Source organism: Paenibacillus sp. FSL R5-0701, assembly GCF_037973995.1.
In the GTDB taxonomy this organism is placed as follows: Bacteria; Bacillota; Bacilli; order Paenibacillales; family Paenibacillaceae; genus Paenibacillus.
The window spans coordinates 2468825-2488914 of sequence record NZ_CP150230.1; the positions used below are offsets into that span (position 1 = coordinate 2468825).

The window sequence follows — 20090 nt, forward strand, 5'->3', positions numbered from 1 at the left end:
ATTGAAGATTAAAGATATAGCTGTCCTTGCGGGTATCATTGGCATTGTGTTGATGATGATTCTCCCGATCCCGCCCTGGCTGTTGGACTTGTTGCTGGTCGTGAATATTTCAATTGCTCTGATGATACTCCTTGTTGCCATGAACAGCAAAGAAGCGTTGCAGTTTTCTATTTTTCCAGCTTTGCTGTTGATCACTACACTATTCCGACTGGCACTGAACATTTCGACAACCAAGCTAATCCTTGGTGATGGGGATGCCGGAGCTGTAGTTGCTACCTTTGGTAGCTGGATTGCTGGTGGGCAAATTGCGATTGGATTTATTGTGTTTTTGATCCTCGTTGTCGTTCAGTTTATCGTTATTACAAAGGGGTCTGAGCGCGTAGCTGAAGTTGCTGCCCGATTCACCCTCGATGCGATGCCTGGTAAACAAATGAGTATTGATGCGGATCTGAATGCGGGTCTGATCAACGAGCAACAAGCTCGTGAGCGTCGTTCCAAAATTGAACGTGAAGCCGATTTCTATGGAGCGATGGATGGAGCAAGTAAATTCGTAAAAGGTGACGCAATTGCAAGTATTATCATCCTCCTGATCAATCTCATTGGTGGATTTATAATCGGTATGACTGTGCATGGGATGGCTTTTGCAGATGCAATGTCAACGTACTCTGTACTGACGATCGGAGATGGATTGGTAAGCCAAATCCCTGCTCTGCTTATTTCCACAGCAGCAGGACTTATCGTCACCAGAGCGTCATCCGAAGGAAACCTGGCAGATGATATTACAGGGCAACTGTTTACATATCCAATACTTATTTATATCGTAGCTTTCGTTATCGCCATGCTCGGTTTCTTCACACCCATTCATGTTATTACTACGCTTCCGTTGGCAGGTGTGTTGGCATATGCCGCGTGGCGTATGCAGAATAATCTGAATTTGAAACAAGTAGCGGAAGAACAGTTGGAAGAAGAACAGCAGATTGAAGAGGTTAGAAGTCCTGAAAGTGTAATTAACCTGCTTCAGGTGGACCCTATTGAGTTTGAATTTGGTTATGGTTTAATCCCGCTTGCTGATAATCAGCAGGGTGGGGACTTATTGGATCGGATCATTATGATTCGGAGGCAGTGTGCTCTTGAACTTGGGTTGGTCGTTCCGGTCATACGGATTCGAGACAATATCCAGCTAAGACCCAATGAGTATGTTATCAAAATCAAGGGTAATGTGGTAGGCGGAGGAGAACTGTTGCTGAATCATTACCTTGCCATGAGTCCTGGCTATGATGAGGAGTCTGTGACAGGTATTGAAACGACGGAGCCTGCTTTTGGACTTCCGGCACTATGGATTGATGAAGTAACCAAAGACAGAGCGGAACTTGCAGGATATACGGTCGTTGATCCGCCTTCCGTTGTGGCTACACATCTGACGGAACTGATTAAGAAACATGCGCATGAGTTACTTGGAAGACAAGAGACAAAAGCACTTGTGGATAATCTCAGAGAGAACTATTCTGCCCTTGTGGATGAACTGATCCCTTCTCTACTTTCCATTGGTGATGTACAGAAAGTGCTTGCCAAGTTATTGCGTGAGAAAATATCTATTCGGGATATGGTTACCATCTTCGAGACACTGGCTGACTATGGTACGTATACGAAGGATCCTGATGTGCTGACTGAATACGTCAGACAATCCCTCTCACGTCAGATTACTCAGCAGTTCTCTCAAAAAGGTGAGACACTTCGAGTGATCACGGTTGGACCTGGTCTTGAGAAGAAAATTGCTGAAAGTGTGCAACAATCGGATCAAGGCAGTTATCTGGCGCTGGACCCTGTATCTACACAAAGTGTATATCAGAAGCTCAGTGAACAAGTGAACCGTTTGATTCAATCAGGTCAGCAACCTGTTGTATTAACTTCTCCAACCATTCGGATGTATCTGCGTCAGGTTATTGAACGTACTATGCAGGACATTCCTGTGCTTTCCTACAGCGAGTTGGAGCCGAATGTTGAAATTCAAAGTATCGGGGTGGTGAACTTATGAGAGTAAAACAATACGTTGTTGAGACCATGCCCGAAGCTATGCTTCAAATTCGCAAAGACCTGGGAAGTGATGCCGTTATTCTGTCCACCAAAGAGATTAAGGTGGGCGGTGTAATGGGAATGTTTCGCAAAAAACGGATCGAAGTTGTAGCTGCAGTGGATAAGGAAGAAAACAAGCAAACAACAAAGCCAGTACAAAATCAATTCACAACTGTACCTCGTGCATTTGTACCTGAGGCTTATCGGCAAACAGCTCGTTCGTTTGTTGCGGCTTCTGATGAGTCGGCGACAATGAGTACAGGTGATCAAAGTGCACAGGACCAATCTGCGGCTGCGCCGTCTGTGTTTGAATCGCGTAATATCGGTTCAGACATAGACAGCGGCTCTGGTTCTTCGAGCACGGATCATAAACCGCGACCGCAAGGGGCGGATTTTTCGGGTTCAGCAACTGGTCCAAAGCCAACAGGTTCAGACCTGCAGCAGGATAAGTTGATGACTGAATTGCAGGATCTTAAACAGATGGTGACCAGGCTTTCAAAGCAAGGTACTTCTGCGGACCCTGTGCCAGAGGAACTGCATACGATCCGAGAACGTTTGACAGAACAAGATGTGTGGCCTGAAGTATGGGAATCCTGGTTTGATTCAATTCAAGCAAAATGGTCTGAGGATGGATTGAAAGAACAGGATGTAGAGCAAATAGTGAAGCTTGAGGTTATGCACTTTTTGGAGCAACGTATTGAAGAAGGCATTCTTCCTACCACGCGAATCGTCTATGTAGCTGGACCAACCGGTGTAGGGAAAACAACGACAATTGCAAAATTGGCTGCTGAACAAATGTTCAAAAAACAGCGTAAAGTTGGATTCATTACATCAGATACGTATCGGATCTCGGCGGTAGAACAGCTTAGAACATATGCATCTATACTGAATGTTCCACTTGAGGTGGTACAATCACCCGGTGATACACAACGTGCCATCTCTCGATTAGAGAATTGTGATTTGATTTTTATGGATACAGCGGGTAGAAACTACAGAAATGAATTACTTGTTTCGGAATTGCAAAGTTTGCTTGCTCCTGTAGAGAATAGCGAAACCTTTCTGGTCATGAGTATGACTTCCAAAAGTGCTGATATGGTTCAGATCACGGAACATTTCAGTAAATATGGTCTAGATAAGGTGATTTTCACCAAAATGGATGAGACTGGGAGTTGCGGTCCGTTATTTAACTTGTTACACCGTTTTCCACTCAAGCTCGCATATGTGGCAAATGGACAAAATGTTCCGGACGATTTGTTGAAGCCGGATGCAGATTCGTTGTCTAAACAGTTGCTGGGAGAATGGTCACAATGAAGGATCAGGCAGCTGCACTTCGAAGTATGGTCTCCGCGCCATTGGAATTGGAAGGCATTGAGCGAGATATTCGATCCTCGAAAATCATTACTGTGGCCAGTGGTAAGGGAGGTGTTGGTAAATCCAATTTCACACTGAACTTTGCCTTGGCATTGCAGGCTTTGGGGCAAAAGGTACTTGTATTTGATGCTGATATTGGAATGGCTAATATTGATGTTCTTATGGGTACGTCTTCTTCCTATAATCTTTACCACCTGTTGTACCGACATAAATCCATAAGGGAAATCATACAACTGGGTGCCAGTGGCTTGCCTTACATTGCTGGGGGATCAGGCATGAAAGAGTTGTTCTCATTGTCTGATCGTGATCTGGAGTTTTTCGCCAGTCAAGTCGAGGATATTGCCCAGGAAATGGATTATGTCATCTTTGACACTGGGGCAGGACTCTCCAGAGAGAATATGAAGTTCATCGGTGCTGCTGATGAATGCCTGATTATAACTACACCTGAACCGACTTCAATAACCGATGCTTATGCTTTAGTCAAAGTTATGCACGGCCAGGAAAATGCTACGCCCTTTCGGATGATCGTTAACCGGGTGGAAGACGAACGAGAAGCGGAACGGGTGGCAGATAAAATAGCTGGAGTGGCGAGGCGGTTTTTGCAGACGGATATTCCGCTACTTGGGTATATTTCAGAAGACGCCCAGGTAGTCAAGGCGGTTAAAAGGCAAATGCCCTATAGTCTGGCTTATCCCAATGCCAAAGCCTCCAAAGATATAGAGAAACTTGCTCTTCGTTATCTGGCTGTACCTGCAACTCCGGGATCCGGAACCTTGACAGGAATCAGGGGATTTATGAATAAGTGGCTTAAACGAACAACATGATTTCTGAATAAAGGAAACAGGGGTGACACAACATGGCGGTGTATCAAGTATTGGTTGTCGATGATTCCGCTTTTATGCGTAAGATTGTTACGGATTTGATCCAAGCGGATCCGGAATTCAAGGTTACGGCAACGGCATCAAACGGTAGAGAAGCGATTCAAAAATCACTGGAATTGAAACCAGATATTATTACAATGGACGTTGAGATGCCCGAAATGAATGGGTTGGATGCTTTAAAATCAATTATGAAGGAATCTTTCGTTCCTGTGATTATGCTCTCTGGTATCAATGAACAAGGTATGAAAGAAACCATTATGGCGCTTGAAGCCGGGGCATTTGACTTCATTCGCAAACCATCTATTTCACATGACCAGGATATTGCTCAAGTCGGTAAAGCCTTGGTTGAGCGCATGCGTGCTGCGATGAATGAGATCAAAAGAAAAGCTGATCGTGAGTTATCCATGAAAAATAGAGACATGTTGCGAGGAGCAGTTGCTCCCCCAACTCAGCCAGTGCAGAAAGAACTGCCGGCTAGGGATCGAGCGGAACCTGTAAAAAAAACGGTCGAACCTGTCCAGACGAGTCAACACTCTCTTCGAGAGCGGACTGAAGCTTTTCAGGCCAAGTCAAAGAAAACAATTGAACCATTGTCACCTTCAAAACCAAGTCGCGTAGAGAACAAATCAGAGCCTTTGCCGAAGGCTGAGCGTAATCTGGGGACGAAGGCAGAAAAAGCAGTGAGGTCAGCTAATACGGTACAGACTCCAAAGGAAGTTCGACTACCTAATGCAGCTAGAGTGGCAGCCGATCAAATAGCGGCAACTTCTGCCTCTGCAAAAGCCAAGGATGTAATCAAGCCTAATCCTGTCCCCAAAGGTGGAGGGGGGCTGGAAGGACCATTCAACAAACTTGTGGCAATAGGTTGTTCTACGGGTGGACCGAGGGCTCTCAAAACATTGCTTGAGCAGTTGCCTGCTGATTTGCCTGCACCGGTTATTATTGTGCAGCATATGCCGCCCAACTTCACACGTTCTCTGGCTCAACGATTAAATACATTCAGTCCACTGCATGTGGTTGAAGCTGAAGAGGGCATGGTTCTGAAAAAAGGAACTGCCTATATAGCACCCGGCGGATTCCATGTGAAAGTTAACAAAACAGCAGACGGGAAGTTTATCGTGAAGCTGACTGAAGATCAACCAGTGAATGGCCATAGACCTTCAGTGGATACGATGTTTGAGTCACTTCTGCCGTTTACATCTTTACAAAGGCATCTTGTTTTGCTCACGGGAATGGGAAGTGATGGAGCACGTATGATGAAGAGATTATACGAAGCTGGAGTTACATCAACCTTTGCCGAGAATGAAGAAACATGTGTTGTATATGGTATGCCGCGTTCTGCTGTAGAGCTGCAATGCGTTCGTCATCTTCTGCCATTGCAGGAGATTGCGTCTAAACTTGTTCAAGCAGTGAAATAACGGAGTGTAACTCACGGAGGAGGTGCCTCACAATGGACATGAACCAATATTTATCCATGTTTATTGATGAGTCTAATGATCATCTGCAATCGCTTAACGAAAACATGCTTCAACTTGAAGGCAATCCGGAAGACCTGGGCATAGTTCAGGTTATATTCCGCTCTGCTCATACCTTGAAGGGTATGGCAGCAACTATGGGCTTTGAAGATTTGGCATCACTGACACATAAAATGGAAAATGTGTTGGATCTGGTTCGTAATGAGAAGTTGAAAATGCAGGATTACATTTTTGATACCATGTTCAAGAGTCTGGATGCTTTGGAAACCATGGTTCAGGATATTACCGAAGGTGGACAAGGTAAAGCAGATGTGTCGGCAATCGTAGCTTCACTTCAGGCCATTGAAAATGGTGAAATGACAAATGGAGACGGACCTGCTACAGAAACAAACAAGCCAGCTAACGCTTCAATTTCTTCGGCTGTGGAGCTGGATGAATTCCAATATTCAGTGCTGGATCAGTCGATCGCCGAAGGTCATCGTGTGTTCTACGTGGATGTGCTTGTTAGCGAGCATAGCCAGTTAAAAGGTGTACGGGCTTATATGGTCTTTGATATGCTGGAACGTTCAGGTGAAGTCGTTAAGGCTTACCCATCCGTTCAGGATATTGAGCAGGAGAAGTTTGAGCGCAGTTTCTCGTTGTATTACATAACAACTAAAGAGGCGCACGAACTGGAAGAAGGCATCATGAGTATCTCTGAAATTGAAAGTGCGAAGCTCATTCAACTGGATCAGGAGACTCTTCAGCAGATGGCCAATCAGGTAGCAGCTACAGTTGAAGCGCCACCCGCACCAACAGCTGTAGCTGAGGTTGCTTCGCCGGATAAGAATTCTGTACCGAAAGAAGAAGCCACAACGGTACCAGCTAAAACAGCTGCACCGAAGCAAGCTGCTGCACCTTCACGTACCATTCGTGTGGATATTGAACGTCTCGACGTATTGATGAACCTGTTCAGCGAATTGTTGATTGACCGTTCACGTCTGGAGCAACTGGCCAGTGAAACAGGCAACAATGATTTATCCGATACAGTAGCTCATTTAAGTCGAGTTAGCACAGATTTGCAAAATATTGTACTGAAATTGCGGATGGTTCCGGTAGATACTGTATTTAATCGATTCCCGCGCATGATCCGTGATCTGGCTAAGACACTTGATAAAAAAATCGATCTGGTGATTACAGGTGCTGAGACGGAACTGGATCGTACGGTAATTGATGAGATTGGTGATCCGCTTGTGCATTTACTGCGTAACGCGGTTGACCATGGTGTGGAATCCATTGCAGAGCGTGTAGCTGCAGGTAAACCAGAGATGGGAACAGTAAACCTGCGTGCCTTCCACAGTGGGAATCACGTATTTATCGAGATTGAAGATGATGGTAAAGGTATCTATCGCGACAAGCTTTTGAAAACCGCGATCAAACGTGGTGTTGTAACCGAAGAACAAGGTGCCAAGATGAGTGACGATGAAGTAAATCAACTGTTGTTCGCACCTGGTTTTAGTACTGCTGATATTATCTCGGATATCTCTGGCCGTGGCGTTGGCTTGGATGTAGTAAAATCGAAGATCACTTCGCTTGGCGGTAATGTAACCATTCATTCAACTCCAGGCAAAGGCACGAACTTCTCTGTTCAGCTTCCATTGACTCTATCCATTATTGCTGCAATGCTTGTACGACTTGGTTCAGAGAAATACGCTGTTCCGTTGTCCTCCATTGTAGAGACGGCCATTGTACAACGTGAGCAAGTTCGTAATATTCACGGCAATAAAATGATCACGTTCCGTGAGTCACTGATTCCGTACTTGTCCTTGAGCGAAGTTTTCTCCGTACCGGATTTCAATGACGCTGATGAGCCGGAAACAGAAATTGTCGTGATTCGCAAAGGCGACCGTCTTGCAGCCGTAGCTGTTGAAGAATTTATTGGACAGAGTGAGATTGTTCTCAAATCAATGGGAACCTATCTTCCTGCTATTGAAGGAATCTCTGGAGCAACCATTCTCGGAGATGGACAAGTAGCCCTGATTCTTGATCCTAATGCATTTATTAAATAAGCATAGAGCTAAGTCTTACATTTAATAGGGAGGTTTTTTACATGGAAGAAGAGTTGAAAGTCATCGTCTTTAAATTGGGTTCCGAAGAGTATGGTATTGAGGTAGATAAGGTTCAGACGATTGAGCGCATGATGCCAATTACCCGTGTTCCCAAGACACTTTCCTTTGTAAAAGGAGTTATTAATCTACGCGGTGTTGTAATTCCGGTCATTGATCTACGCGGTCGTTTCTCCCTTCCGGAAACGGAATACACGGATCAGACTCGTATTGTTATCGTAGGTGTAGACGACATGCAAGTTGGCTTTATCGTAGATTCTGCCAATGATGTTATTGATATCAAGAGCAGTGCAATCGATAGCCCACCAGAAGTGGTTGGCGGCGTCAAAGCAAGATACCTGCGAGGTGTTGCTAAATTGGAGGATTCACGCTTGTTGATTATGCTCAACCTAAACGAAGTATTAAATAAAAGCGAGATTGTACAGCTGGAAAGTGTTGAGGGCTAGTACCGTGGAGATGTTCAACCGATTTGAGGTATTCCAGATGGATGTGCTCAAAGAGGTCGGTAACATTGGAGCAGGCAACGCCGCAACGGCGTTGTCTCAACTCCTCAACAGACCGATTGACATGGGTGTACCTACAGTACAAATGCTCCCTTTTGAAGAAGTTGCCGAAAAAGTGGGCGGAGATGAACGCATCGTGGTTACCGTGTTTCTTCGTGTAGAGGGCGAAGCACCGGGAAATCTTTTCTTTATGATGACACCAGAGGCTGCTAAAATGTTGTTGAATAGACTTGCCGGGTTTGATCTGAAAGAAGGACTGGCTTTTACAGATATGGAACAATCAGCGCTTTCCGAAATTGGAAATATTTTGGCTGGATCCTATCTTTCTTCTTTGGCAGATTTCACGAAGTTGTCTATGTATCCAACTGTTCCTGGACTTGCCATCGACATGGCGGGAGCCATTCTAAGTTATGGCTTGCTGCAATTTGGCGAGATGGGTGACGCTGCATTGTTGATTGACACATCTTTCTTTGAAGGTGAAGATCAAGTTGAGGGTCAGTTTTTCCTCATTCCGGATCCACCATCCTTTGCAAAGATATTTGAATCGCTAGGGGTGCCACTGAGCCATGATTGAGGACAAAAGCGTCGTTAAAGTCGGTATGGCGGATTTAAACATCGCTCATCTTCCTGGTGTAATCCGTACGACGGGCTTGGGCTCGTGTGTGGGATTAACAATGTATGACCCACATTTGAAGCTGGCTGGAATGGCGCATGTCATGCTTCCTACTTCAGAGATCGCCCGTGAAGGGAAACTGAACACTGCGAAATATGCGGATACGGCGTTGCCTGAGCTTTTGGAAAAGATGATAAAACTAGGCGCTTCTCACTCACGTATTGTGTCTAAAATGGCCGGGGGCTCTCAGATGTTTGCCTTTGCTGGCGCTGGAGATACAATGCGCATTGGACCAAGGAATGCAGATTCTTGTCGAGAGTGGCTTCAAAAACTCAATATCCCTCTTCTAGCAGAAGATACGGGTGGGAATTATGGACGAACGATTGAGATGGACTGTGAAACTGGACTTTTGACTATTCGAAGTGTACAAATGGGTGTAAAGGAATTATAAGACTATGATAGGAAACTACCGCATTAATCTTGGAGCAGGCATCGTTGGGTTTATTCTTACTTTTTTTGTAGCGTACAGCAGCAATGTGCTGATGACCAGTTTAATTCGCGGATTGATCGGATTCGTAGCCTGGTTTGTCCTTGCATATGGTTTACGCTGGGGATTGGGATTGCTGCTGAACCCTCAGATCGAGGGAAATGGGTATGGTTATGATTCACCAAATGCTCAAGATCAAAGAGGTTCACAGGTGGACATTAAAATCGAAGACGATGGACAAGAGCTGAATGATTTGCTCAAGAGTGGACAGAACGCTTCATCTGGGGACGATCTTCCGCCATCTGAGACGAAAGCTCCAACGGGATTCGCCCCTTTGGATCCGCCTAAACTTGTCCGGACCAAGGATCCGGAGGAATTGGCGCAGGCCGTTCGTCACCTGACAGACAAATAAGGAGGGTGAAAGCAATTGAACGAGCGTAAAGCTTCACATTTGAACCATTCTGATCTGTGGGAAAAGTGGAAAGAACATGGAGATCTTGATGCCAAGAAAACGTTGATTGAAAAGTATCTTCATATTGTAAATTATGTATCCGGTCGACTGGCTGTTGGTTTACCCAAAAATGTTCCCAAGGATGACTTGGAGAGCAATGGCGTTATGGGGTTAATTGATGCATTGGAGAAGTTCGACTATGAACGTGGTCTGCAATTTGAAACTTATGCATCATGGAGGGTCCGCGGAGCCATTCTTGACGGTCTGCGTCAAGGAGATTGGGTTCCGCGTTCTGTGCGTGAGAAGGCCAAGCGAATTGAAGACGCCTACCAACAGCTGGAACAAAGTTATCTGAGGTCTGTTAGTGATGAGGAAATGAGCGAGTACCTGGACGTGTCCACTAAAGATTTTCAACATATGCTTCAGGAAGTGGCAGTCATGTCACTTTGCTCGCTGGAGGACCCAATTCGTGAGGAAGAGTCTGAGACTCGTCTGTCTTTGATGGTGGATGAGAAAGCCAAAAACCCGGATTATAAAGTGAATGAGTTTTATTTGAAGGAAGCTTTGGTGCAAGGGCTTGACAAGTTGACGGTAAAAGAGAGAACGGTTGTTTCACTCTTGTATTACGAAGATCTTTCTCTTAGTGAAATTGCTGAGGTTATGTCTCTTTCTCCGTCTCGTATATCCCAGTTACATTCCAAGGCAATATTACGATTACGCGGCACGTTGGACAAACAGAAAGATTTGTTGATGCGTAAAGATTAATAGAGAGAAGTAATATCATTGGAGTTTGGGGAGTGGAAAGTCTAAAAGGGGGAAGAATTGCAGTGACACAGCGGACTGCTTTGGAGCAATGTTTAAACATTGTTTTATCGGACGACAAATGCACAGCCTACCTTGAATTTTCCAAAGAGGAAGAAGGCTTTGCCTGCACGATCGATGAACTTGAACAATTTGTGGCGGACAAGGGCATCAAACAAGGTGTATCGCGAGAGGCATTATTACTTTTTGTGAGCAACCCTGAAACCTATTTGAAAGATAAATACAAGATTGCAGAAGGTGTCGCTCCCATTCAAGGAACAGATGGCTTCATCAAGGTCCTGGTTGGGATGGACGATACGAATGAACGACGACCATTGGAATCGGAAGATGGAACCGTCGATTACAAAGAAGTGACCCGGTTAAACAATGTCCGTAGTGGTCAGATCATTGCAGAGCGGATCGCTCCTAGCGATGGTATACCAGGCAGGGCAGTAACAGGTGAGGAAATTCCTTATCGTCCGGGAAAAGAAGCTCGGTTTAAAGTTGGGAAAAACGTTGTGATTAACCCGGATGGTTCTGCGATGTATGCTGCACTGGATGGGCTGGTTACCAAAACGGACGGTAACAAACTGAATGTGTTTCCGGTCTATGAAGTCAATGGTGACGTTGACTACAATAACGGTAATATCGACTTTGTAGGCACAGTTGTCATACGAGGCAATGTACTTACCGGATTTAAAGTAAAAGCAGCAGGTGACATTCGTGTCGTCGGAGGTGTCGAAGGAGCTGAACTGGAAGCAGGCGGCTCAATCGAAATTACCGGTGGTATTATTGGTTATAACAAAGGACTGGTACAAGCAGGCCATAATGTTAAATGTACTTTCATTCAAGAAGGTAACGTAGATGCCGGTGAAGATGTTCTGGTTTCCCAAAGTATTATGCATTCCAATATTCGTGCTGGCCATGGTGTCATCTGTGCGGGCACCAAAGGTCTTATCGTTGGTGGCTCGATCCAGGCTGGTCAGAACGTCTCAGCGCGTGTTGTGGGCAACAGCATGTCCACGGTCACTTCCATTGAAGTTGGTGTGCTACCAAAGCTGCGTAACGAACTCAATGATTTGCGCAAGGAAGTCAGAGAGCAGATGGATTCCTTGGATAAAACGAAGAAAGCTTTGACATTGCTGGATCAATTAGCTGCCGCTGGACAACTCACTCCAGATAAGATGTCGATGCGAATCAAGCTGAATGCTACGCAGAAATCTGCTCTTCGTATAAGTGAAGAAACGAAAATGCGTATCTTTGAAATTGAAAAGGCACTTGAAGATACAAGTAAGGCTCGTGTTGATATTCTGAAGATGATTTATGGAGGCTCTAAAATAGTTATCGGCAGATACACGAAATTTATTAAAGATCCAGTGAGTCGAATTTCATTTTATTATCACGATGGTGATATTACGATGGTTCCATACGTTTAAGTACAGCATTCAGGCACAGGAAGAAATCCATTCGAAACCGTGAGGTGAGCGTATGAGTTTCAAAGCAGTGGAGTTGCAGATTGCGGTACCACGAACAAGTGAAGCGGGACGTTATCAAAGTGAAGCTCAGCAGCGACCGATTACGGATCAGAATCTTTTGGCAGAGCAAACGTCGAAAGAAGCAAATGAAGCAAGGCAACGAAGTGAAGCAATGGACGAAACTTCACAGACTTCGGTGCGTGATGGTCATAACCATGATGGGGATCAGCAGAGTGGTTCCGATGGACAGGAGTCTGCTCAGGCTCAAGAAACTGTCAAACCTGCAGAGCACCCGTACAAGGGAAAACACATAGATCTGTCTTTATAATAAATGGTTGTTATGGACATGGAGTCTTGCGCACCGATGGTTGAATCAGAAGGAGAGAACCCAATTTGTCACCATGGATCATTATTGTCATATTAGGGGCCTGCGCCATCGCCTATGCTTGTATTATGCCTCGGAAAAACAAGGCGCAAGAGCCTGGGCATCAACTGGTGCAGGAGATGGAATCTACGCTTGAACACTACATGACCGAGATCGAAAATGATAATGATGCTCTTATTCAACGTGTGGCTGAAATGAAGGGAGAAGCGACAGCAGCCGATCAACGTATGCAATTGCAACTTCAGGAATTACAGCAACGGTTGGATCAGCTGGAACAGAGCAAAAAGTACGAACCTGTCGCAACACCTGTTGCACACTCCGGTAATGTATCCGTACCATCTTCCGAAGGTTTGCAAGCACAAGCGCTCGTGAAAAGTGTACAAGCAGAGGCGGCCCAGCAGGCGTTAGAAGCAGACCAACAGACCAGTGAAGCCGAATCTTTGCCTGGGCGTGAGTCGATTAAAGATCGATATGCAGAACTCTTTAATCTACATGCTGAGGGTAAGTCGATGGATGCCATATCCAAGCAGACAGGCATTCAGCGTGGTGAGGTACAGTTAATACTGCAACTGGCAGAACGGGAGGAAAGCTAAGTCATGGACAAGCGATCCTTGTGGATTGGTCTGGGGAGCGGCTTGATTATTGGTGCGGTTTTGCTACAACTGGCCACAGTTGGACAAAATGCATTATCGGATAGTAATCTGGACCCCGAGCAGACCGCCAATATGACCAAAGAACAGCTCGAAACAGCCGCAAAAAGCCTGGATATGAAGGTGGTCGGTTCTGAAGAGGAATTGTACACAGAAGCTGAGTGGGTAGAGAAGAAAAAGCAAGAAAGCAGTGAGTTGCAAGGGGAAACAGCAACACCGCCTGAGACAGTAACCTCTACGGAAACACCCGCAGAGCCTGAGAAGCCACAAGAGCCTGCTGCAAGTGAAGGTGAAGGGCAAAAAGAGATAACTGAGCCGAAGACAACAGAACCTGTAACGCCGAGCAATCCGAAAGGCGCAACAGTATCGTTCAAGGTACGTTCAGGCAATAGTCTGGCGATCGTTGCAGCAAACCTGAAAACTGCGGGAATCGTAGATGATGCTCAAGCGTTCATCAAGGCTGGCAAGGCTGAGCGAATCAATACGAAAATCCAAGTGGGTACCTATGCGCTTGAAAAAGGCGAAAGTTTCAAATCCATTATCGCAAAAATTACGAAAGAACCGTCAAACTGAGCATGCTCGGACAGGACGGTTTTTGCGTATTAAACGGTGCATTTTCAAAGCTTGGTAATAATTAGCGCCTGAGTTACATATCAAGTTTAAATGATTCGATACTAGCAAAAAACGAAAAGTAGATTTTAGCTTTAAAGATGTTGCATCGGACAGTCAGTTATGCTATATTAGATAACGGTGTTAAAACACACGCATGTGCTAATTTTGTTGAGGGTGCTTTCCTTATGGAGAGTCTTGGCGAAAAATGATGCCGGCGGAGGACACAATAAAAACCATATTAGGAGGTGTGTGAAGATGGCAGTAATCTCCATGAAGCAGCTTCTCGAAGCTGGGGTACACTTCGGTCACCAGACTCGTCGTTGGAACCCAAAAATGGATCGTTATATCTTCACTGAAAGAAACGGAATTTATATCATCGACTTGCAAAAGACGGTGAAAAAAGTCGAAGAGGCTTACAACTTCGTTAAAGGAATCGCAGGAGAGAATGGTAAAATTCTTTTCGTGGGTACTAAGAAACAAGCTCAAGATTCCGTTAAAGAAGAAGCTGAACGTGCTGGTCAATTCTACATTAACCAACGCTGGCTTGGCGGTACCCTGACTAACTTCCAAACAATTCAAAAACGTATTGATCGTTTGAAACAGTTGGAAGCTTGGGAAGAAGACGGTACATTCGCTGTATTGCCTAAAAAAGAAGTTATCTTGCTTCGCAAAGAAAAAGATCGTCTGGAGAAATTCTTGGGCGGTATTAAAAATATGAAAGGCCTGCCAAGCGCCCTGTTCATCATCGATCCACGCAAAGAGCGTATCGCTGTTGCGGAAGCTCGCAAATTGGGTATCCCAATTGTAGGTATCGTTGATACTAACTGCGATCCGGACGAGATCGATTATGTTATCCCAGGTAATGACGACGCGATCCGCGCTGTTAAATTGCTGACAGGTAAAATGGCTGACGCAGTAATCGAAGCTAACCAAGGCGAAGAAACTTCCGCTTAATAGATTCGAACATATGTTATAAACTAAATGAAAAGGGTGGTTGGCAGGTGGATAACCTCTCACTACCCTTTTTTTAGAGTGTACGTACAATACTTAATGTTGGAGGGAATTTATAATGGCAGTTAATGCGAGTGCGGTAAAAGAACTTCGCGAAAGAACGGGCGCTGGTATGCTCGATTGTAAAAAAGCACTGGAAGAAGCAAATGGTGATGTAACAAAAGCAGCTGAATTGTTGCGTGAGAAAGGTCTCTCAGCAGCAGCAAGCAAAGCAGGCCGTGCAGCCACTGAAGGCGTTGTAGAATCTTACATCCACGCTGGTGGACGTATTGGTGTCTTGGTTGAAGTTAACTGTGAAACTGACTTCGTTGGTAAAACGGATCAATTTAAGGATTTCGTTAAAGATGTAGCTATGCAAATCGCTGCAGCTAATCCTAAATTCGTTACACGCGAAGAAGTTCCTGCAGATGAGCTGGAAAAAGAAAAAGAAATCCTGAAAGCTCAAGCTCTTAACGAAGGCAAACCAGAGAAAATCATTGAAAAAATGGTTGAAGGCCGTATCGGTAAATACTACGAAGAGTACTGCCTGCTGGAACAAACTTTCGTAAAAGATCCAGACAAAACGATCTCTCAATTGCTGAACGAAAAAATCAGCCAAATTGGTGAAAACATCTCCATCCGTCGTTTCGTTCGTTATGAACTGGGTGAAGGTCTTGAGAAAAAAGTAGACAACTTCGTAGAAGAAGTAATGTCCCAAGTAAACAAATAAGACGGTTTCCATAAACCGGCGAGCAAAATTGATTTTCGAAGATATAAGAATGATGAAACTTCGAAGCGTAAACTCCCTTATATCTCAGGAAAACAGTGCCTTACCGGTTAAACGTTTTTCCTAAAAGAGCGGAACACAACTGTGTTCCTTTCTTTTTAAGCAGGAGGCCATGCGCGAGAAGTTTTGTTGGTTGAACACCAAGCGTGTTCAATTCAAAGTGGAGGGTGAATAATTGGAACAGCCAGTATTTAAACGTGTTGTCTTAAAGGTCAGCGGAGAGTCTCTTTCCGGTCAAAACGGCTACGGTATTGATGCAGATACGATCTCGTCGATTGCCCAACAGGTAAAAGAGGTTGTTGCACTTGGTGTACAGGTTGCTATTGTTTGTGGCGGCGGAAACATCTGGCGTGGAATTGCCGGTAGCGAAAAAGGCATCGATCGTGCAACTGCCGATTATATGGGTATGCTGGCGACAGTGATGAACTCGCTGGCACTGCAGGATGCTTTGGAACAGATTGAAGTGCCTACGCGTGTACAGACATCTATTGCAATGCAACAGATTGCAGAGCCTTATATTCGTCGTAGAGCTATTCGTCATCTGGAGAAAGGCCGGGTCGTTATTTTTGCAGCAGGTACAGGTAACCCGTTCTTTTCCACGGATACAACAGCAGCACTGCGCGCAGCGGAGATTGAAGCAGAAGTTATCTTGATGGCCAAAAATAAAGTTGATGGTGTATACTCAGCAGATCCGTTTAAGGACAGTACAGCTGTGAAATTTGATCAGTTGACTTACATGGATATTCTTAACAAAGACCTTGGTGTAATGGATTCAACGGCATCCTCGCTTTGTAAGGACAACAACATCCCGTTGATCGTATTTGCCATTACAGAACAAGGTAACATCAAACGTGTTGTTCTGGGCGAACGTATCGGAACAATCGTTAAAGGGAGTGTAGATTAATGCCACAAGCGGTTAAACAACATGCCGAAGAGCGTATGGAAAAAGCAATTCAAGCATTGCGTCGTGACCTGGCTACTTTGCGTGCAGGCCGTGCAACTCCAGCTCTTCTGGACCGAATCCAGGTAGAGTATTATGGAGCAATGACGCCATTGAATCAACTCGCTAATATCAGTACTCCGGATTCCCGTACACTGATGATTCAGCCTTGGGACAAATCCTCCATGGGTGACATCGAGCGTGCCATCATGAAATCGGATCTGGGTCTTACTCCAGCCAATGATGGTAGCATGATCCGTTTGTCTATTCCGGCATTGACGGAAGAACGTAGAGCGGAACTTGTTAAGCTGACGAAAAAGTTCGGTGAAGAAGGTAAAGTAGCGATTCGTAACATTCGCCGTGACGCGAATGATGACATCAAGAAAATGGAAAAGTCAGATATTTCCGAGGATGAATCCCGGAGACATCAGGACGATATCCAAAAATCGACCGACAAGTTTATTGCTGAAGTCGATAAGGTACTCGCTGCCAAAGAAAAAGAAATCATGGAAGTGTAAGACAAGCGCAGCCCCTCCAATACGGTGGGGTTTTGTCTCTTTTTCCAAGCTTCAGATAAAGAAACTTCAGGGATTTTGGAGGAACAGGAATGATCAAACGGGTTCGGTCGTGGTGGAATGGGGCTGACAAGCAGGAAACGCTGACTATATCCGAGGACAATATCCCGCAGCACGTCGCCATCATCATGGACGGCAATGGACGATGGGCCAAACGTTTGGGACTCCCGCGTATAGCCGGGCACCAAAATGGCATGAAGGCGGTCAAACGTGCGACCATCGCGGCGGATGAACTGGGCATCAAATATCTGACGATGTACGCTTTTTCGACAGAAAACTGGACGCGTCCAAAAGAAGAAGTGGATTTTCTGATGCGACTTCCGCAAGAATTTCTAGCCATAGAGCTGGATGAACTTATAGAAAAAAATGTGCGCATTCGCATGATGGGTCAAGAGGAACATTTACCTTCTCATACCATTAATGCCTTGCGGGAAGCCATTCGTCTTACGGAACATAATACAGGTCTCGTTTTGAACTTTGCAATGAACTATGGAAGTCGTCGTGAAATGACGGACTGTGTTAAACAGATCGCTCTGCAGGTGAAATCGGGGGAACTATCGGCAGAGGACATAACACCTGAACTCATTGATAGACATATGCTGACGGTTGACATGCCTGATCCGGATCTGCTGATCCGGACGAGCGGAGAGTTGAGATTAAGCAACTTTATGCTTTGGCAGCTTGCATATAGTGAATTATGGTTTACGGATATATACTGGCCCGAATTTGGCAAAAAGCATTTGCTTGAAGCAATAGCCGAATATCAGCGCAGAACAAGGCGTTACGGCGGTTTGAAATAGATGGAGGATGAAGCCGTTGAAACAGCGACTAACGACAGGAATCATAGCAGGTGTGTTGTTTTTAGGTTTTTGCATGCTGGGCGGACCCTGGTACCATGGTTTGGTATTGCTTATGGCTCTCATCGGTTATTATGAATTTGTTAAAATGACCGGGGTGATGCCTTTTTCAGGTGTGGCCCTGATTGGATATGCTGGTGTTTTTGCCATTGTGTTTCCTTGGGAAATGCTTTGGGAGGCAAGACCGCTATCCTTATTTCAGGTCATCTGGATAGTAATGCTTGTACTGATGACAGCTTCGGTTGTCACCAAAAATAAGGTTCCCGTGAATACAGTGGCCATGCTTTTCCTCGGCGTGTTGTATATAGGGATCGGTTTCTATTACATTGCAGAATCCAGACATCTGCATCATGGGTTGTTCTGGACGTTCCTGTTGCTGGGCTCCATATGGGCCAGTGATGCAGGAGCTTATTTTGTAGGGAAACTCATTGGTAAAAACAAACTGTGGCCTTCCATCAGTCCAAACAAGACTATAGAGGGTGCACTGGGTGGCATCGTAATTGCAATTGTTACTTCTGTTATTTTTGCATTAGTATCAGATGGTTTGCTTTCCTGGCAGAGAGCGATTGTGATCGGAATTGCCTGTGCAGTTGTAGGTCAGATGGGTGACTTGATCCAGTCTGCATACAAACGTGTATATAATATCAAGGATTCAGGCAGTCTTCTCCCAGGGCATGGAGGCATTCTTGATCGGTGCGACAGCTGGATTGTTGTTTTTCCATTCGTACATATACTAATGCTACTGCCCTACTAAAGAAGAACATGAGTCTGAGATAACAGCATTATTCGCCGTAGGCATTGGATAATTAAAGATGAGGTGCAGCATGAAAAAAATTGCGATTCTTGGGTCAACCGGTTCCATTGGAACCCAGACACTGGATGTAGTTGACATGCATCCAGAACTCTTTCAAGTGGAGGGACTGGCTGCCGGAGGCAATACAGACCTGCTGATCGAACAAACCAAACGTTACCGGCCGAAGAAAGTATCAGTGGGGTCCAAAGAACTGGCGGAGAAGATAGCTCCACATTTGCCAGCAGGAACGCAACTATTTTATGGCAACGAAGGACTCGTAGAAGTTGCGGCAGGAACCGATGCGCATACGGTTGTTACAGCGGTGGTGGGCAGTGTTGGATTGGAGTCAACGCTTGCTGCCATAGATGCAGGCAAACAGATCGGACTGGCCAATAAGGAGACATTGGTTACAGCGGGGCATATCGTTACGACAAGAGCAGCTGCCAAAGGAGTCTCTTTACTGCCCGTTGATAGTGAGCACTCTGCGATATTCCAATGTTTAAATGGTGAAAACAGAGAACGCCTGACAGGCATCACGCTCACCGCTTCAGGTGGATCATTCCGTGATCTTACCCGTGAACAGTTGAAGAACGTGACTATAGAGGATGCGCTTAAACATCCGAATTGGTCAATGGGCTCCAAAATCACGATAGATTCGGCAACGATGGTTAACAAGGGTCTTGAGGTCATTGAAGCACATTGGTTATTTGGTCTTCGATATGATCAGATTAATGTATTGCTTCACCCAGAGAGTGTTATTCATTCATATGTGGAATTTGATGACACAAGCATCATCGCACAACTGGGGAATCCGGATATGCGAGTTCCAATTCAATATGCACTGACTTACCCTGACCGCTTGCCATCACCGGCACAGCGTCTGTCTCTTGCTCAAGCTGGGAAATTACATTTCCGTGATATGGATATGGAACGGTTCCCGTGTTTAAGAATGGCGTATGAGTGTGGTAAAATGGGAGGAACCGCAACAACGGCGTTTAATGCAGCCAACGAGGTTGCTGTGGCAAGATTTCTAAAAGGTGATATTTCTTTTTTGCAAATTGAATATATTATAGAAAAAATTCTCGAAAAGCATATCAACGTCCTAAATCCTAGTTTAGAAGAAATAATGCAGTCAGACGAAATTTCTCGTGATTTAGCCAATTCTTTACGTTTATTTTAAATTCTTATATGGGGATACTTTCTAAAACTGGTCATTATTTTTTAGTGTGGTATAATATGTATGTATTTTATCTTTTTTTAGGAGGT

21 protein-coding genes are annotated in these 20090 nt (G+C 45.0%); all 21 read left to right on the plus strand.

The window, feature by feature from the left end:
* The first annotated feature begins 1 nt into the window (after position 1).
* The 21 genes from flhA (at position 2) to MKZ13_RS11585 (ending at position 20004) form a co-directional block, all read left to right on the plus strand.
* A complete protein-coding gene (flhA, locus tag MKZ13_RS11485) occupies positions 2–2035 on the plus strand; it encodes a flagellar biosynthesis protein FlhA (RefSeq protein ID WP_091017288.1) in 2034 nt (677 codons plus the stop codon).
* A complete protein-coding gene (flhF, locus tag MKZ13_RS11490) occupies positions 2032–3384 on the plus strand; it encodes a flagellar biosynthesis protein FlhF (RefSeq protein ID WP_339184072.1) in 1353 nt (450 codons plus the stop codon). The genes flhA and flhF overlap by 4 nt, the downstream gene beginning before the upstream one ends.
* Positions 3381–4268: a MinD/ParA family protein gene (locus tag MKZ13_RS11495; protein ID WP_076208891.1), complete on the plus strand. Its 888-nt coding sequence runs from the start codon at positions 3381–3383 to the stop codon at positions 4266–4268. Before flhF ends, MKZ13_RS11495 begins: the two co-directional genes overlap by 4 nt.
* A 32-nt stretch (positions 4269–4300) precedes the next feature.
* Positions 4301–5743 carry a chemotaxis-specific protein-glutamate methyltransferase CheB gene (gene cheB, locus MKZ13_RS11500; RefSeq protein WP_339184074.1) on the plus strand — a complete coding sequence of 481 codons (1443 nt, stop codon included), beginning with the start codon at positions 4301–4303 and terminating at the stop codon, positions 5741–5743.
* A gap of 32 nt (positions 5744–5775) precedes the next feature.
* Entirely contained in the window at positions 5776–7848 is a 2073-nt protein-coding gene (locus tag MKZ13_RS11505; protein ID WP_221824171.1) for a chemotaxis protein CheA, read from the plus strand.
* A gap of 41 nt (positions 7849–7889) precedes the next feature.
* Positions 7890–8351, plus strand: coding sequence for a chemotaxis protein CheW (locus tag MKZ13_RS11510; RefSeq protein WP_036609340.1), 462 nt, complete (start codon positions 7890–7892; stop codon positions 8349–8351).
* Between the two features lie 10 nt (positions 8352–8361).
* Positions 8362–8982, plus strand: a complete 621-nt coding sequence (locus tag MKZ13_RS11515) for a chemotaxis protein CheC (RefSeq protein ID WP_091034987.1) — start codon at positions 8362–8364, stop codon at positions 8980–8982.
* Positions 8975–9472 carry a chemotaxis protein CheD gene (locus MKZ13_RS11520; RefSeq protein ID WP_017689162.1) on the plus strand — a complete coding sequence of 166 codons (498 nt, stop codon included), beginning with the start codon at positions 8975–8977 and terminating at the stop codon, positions 9470–9472. The genes MKZ13_RS11515 and MKZ13_RS11520 overlap by 8 nt, the downstream gene beginning before the upstream one ends.
* A gap of 4 nt (positions 9473–9476) precedes the next feature.
* Positions 9477–9920 carry a hypothetical protein gene (locus MKZ13_RS11525; RefSeq protein ID WP_076208888.1) on the plus strand — a complete coding sequence of 148 codons (444 nt, stop codon included), beginning with the start codon at positions 9477–9479 and terminating at the stop codon, positions 9918–9920.
* Positions 9921–9935: 15 nt separating this feature from the next.
* A complete protein-coding gene (locus tag MKZ13_RS11530; RefSeq protein WP_339184077.1) occupies positions 9936–10724 on the plus strand; it encodes a FliA/WhiG family RNA polymerase sigma factor in 789 nt (262 codons plus the stop codon).
* Positions 10725–10786: 62 nt separating this feature from the next.
* Positions 10787–12196, plus strand: coding sequence for a FapA family protein (locus MKZ13_RS11535; protein ID WP_133384327.1), 1410 nt, complete (start codon positions 10787–10789; stop codon positions 12194–12196).
* Positions 12197–12248: 52 nt separating this feature from the next.
* A complete protein-coding gene (locus MKZ13_RS11540) occupies positions 12249–12563 on the plus strand; it encodes a hypothetical protein (RefSeq protein WP_076208886.1) in 315 nt (104 codons plus the stop codon).
* A 65-nt stretch (positions 12564–12628) separates the two neighbouring features.
* Entirely contained in the window at positions 12629–13213 is a 585-nt protein-coding gene (locus tag MKZ13_RS11545; RefSeq protein ID WP_237175952.1) for a hypothetical protein, read from the plus strand.
* 3 nt (positions 13214–13216) lie between these two features.
* Positions 13217–13843 carry a hypothetical protein gene (locus MKZ13_RS11550; protein WP_339184081.1) on the plus strand — a complete coding sequence of 209 codons (627 nt, stop codon included), beginning with the start codon at positions 13217–13219 and terminating at the stop codon, positions 13841–13843.
* Between the two features lie 294 nt (positions 13844–14137).
* Positions 14138–14836, plus strand: a complete 699-nt coding sequence (rpsB, locus tag MKZ13_RS11555; RefSeq protein WP_017689155.1) for a 30S ribosomal protein S2 — start codon at positions 14138–14140, stop codon at positions 14834–14836.
* A gap of 115 nt (positions 14837–14951) precedes the next feature.
* Entirely contained in the window at positions 14952–15602 is a 651-nt protein-coding gene (gene tsf, locus MKZ13_RS11560) for a translation elongation factor Ts (protein ID WP_036609326.1), read from the plus strand.
* A 232-nt stretch (positions 15603–15834) separates the two neighbouring features.
* On the plus strand, positions 15835–16563 hold the full coding sequence (pyrH, locus tag MKZ13_RS11565) for a UMP kinase (RefSeq protein ID WP_076208883.1): 729 nt from the start codon (positions 15835–15837) through the stop codon (positions 16561–16563).
* Positions 16563–17117, plus strand: coding sequence for a ribosome recycling factor (gene frr / locus MKZ13_RS11570; RefSeq protein WP_017689152.1), 555 nt, complete (start codon positions 16563–16565; stop codon positions 17115–17117). The genes pyrH and frr overlap by 1 nt, the downstream gene beginning before the upstream one ends.
* Positions 17118–17206: 89 nt before the next feature.
* Complete coding sequence (locus MKZ13_RS11575) at positions 17207–17974, plus strand: isoprenyl transferase (RefSeq protein WP_237175950.1); 768 nt, start codon at positions 17207–17209, stop codon at positions 17972–17974.
* A gap of 16 nt (positions 17975–17990) precedes the next feature.
* A complete protein-coding gene (locus MKZ13_RS11580) occupies positions 17991–18785 on the plus strand; it encodes a phosphatidate cytidylyltransferase (RefSeq protein WP_100529403.1) in 795 nt (264 codons plus the stop codon).
* A 70-nt stretch (positions 18786–18855) separates the two neighbouring features.
* The gene (locus MKZ13_RS11585) at positions 18856–20004 is read left to right on the plus strand and encodes a 1-deoxy-D-xylulose-5-phosphate reductoisomerase (protein ID WP_339184085.1); all 1149 of its coding nucleotides are present in this window, start codon (positions 18856–18858) and stop codon (positions 20002–20004) included.
* Positions 20005–20090 lie beyond the last annotated feature (86 nt).

Bases quoted from the DNA above. Each gene is read 5' to 3' on its own strand.
- flhF (WP_339184072.1), top strand. From the start codon at position 2,032: ATGAGAGTAAAACAATACGTTGTTGAGACCATGCCCGAAGCTATGCTT.
- MKZ13_RS11495 (WP_076208891.1), top strand. From the start codon at position 3,381: ATGAAGGATCAGGCAGCTGCACTTCGAAGTATGGTCTCCGCGCCATTG.
- cheB (WP_339184074.1), top strand. From the start codon at position 4,301: ATGGCGGTGTATCAAGTATTGGTTGTCGATGATTCCGCTTTTATGCGT.
- MKZ13_RS11505 (WP_221824171.1), top strand. From the start codon at position 5,776: ATGGACATGAACCAATATTTATCCATGTTTATTGATGAGTCTAATGAT.
- MKZ13_RS11510 (WP_036609340.1), top strand. From the start codon at position 7,890: ATGGAAGAAGAGTTGAAAGTCATCGTCTTTAAATTGGGTTCCGAAGAG.
- MKZ13_RS11515 (WP_091034987.1), top strand. From the start codon at position 8,362: ATGTTCAACCGATTTGAGGTATTCCAGATGGATGTGCTCAAAGAGGTC.
- MKZ13_RS11520 (WP_017689162.1), top strand. From the start codon at position 8,975: ATGATTGAGGACAAAAGCGTCGTTAAAGTCGGTATGGCGGATTTAAAC.
- MKZ13_RS11525 (WP_076208888.1), top strand. From the start codon at position 9,477: ATGATAGGAAACTACCGCATTAATCTTGGAGCAGGCATCGTTGGGTTT.
- MKZ13_RS11540 (WP_076208886.1), top strand. From the start codon at position 12,249: ATGAGTTTCAAAGCAGTGGAGTTGCAGATTGCGGTACCACGAACAAGT.
- MKZ13_RS11550 (WP_339184081.1), top strand. From the start codon at position 13,217: ATGGACAAGCGATCCTTGTGGATTGGTCTGGGGAGCGGCTTGATTATT.
- rpsB (WP_017689155.1), top strand. From the start codon at position 14,138: ATGGCAGTAATCTCCATGAAGCAGCTTCTCGAAGCTGGGGTACACTTC.
- tsf (WP_036609326.1), top strand. From the start codon at position 14,952: ATGGCAGTTAATGCGAGTGCGGTAAAAGAACTTCGCGAAAGAACGGGC.
- frr (WP_017689152.1), top strand. From the start codon at position 16,563: ATGCCACAAGCGGTTAAACAACATGCCGAAGAGCGTATGGAAAAAGCA.
- MKZ13_RS11575 (WP_237175950.1), top strand. From the start codon at position 17,207: ATGATCAAACGGGTTCGGTCGTGGTGGAATGGGGCTGACAAGCAGGAA.
- MKZ13_RS11585 (WP_339184085.1), top strand. From the start codon at position 18,856: ATGAAAAAAATTGCGATTCTTGGGTCAACCGGTTCCATTGGAACCCAG.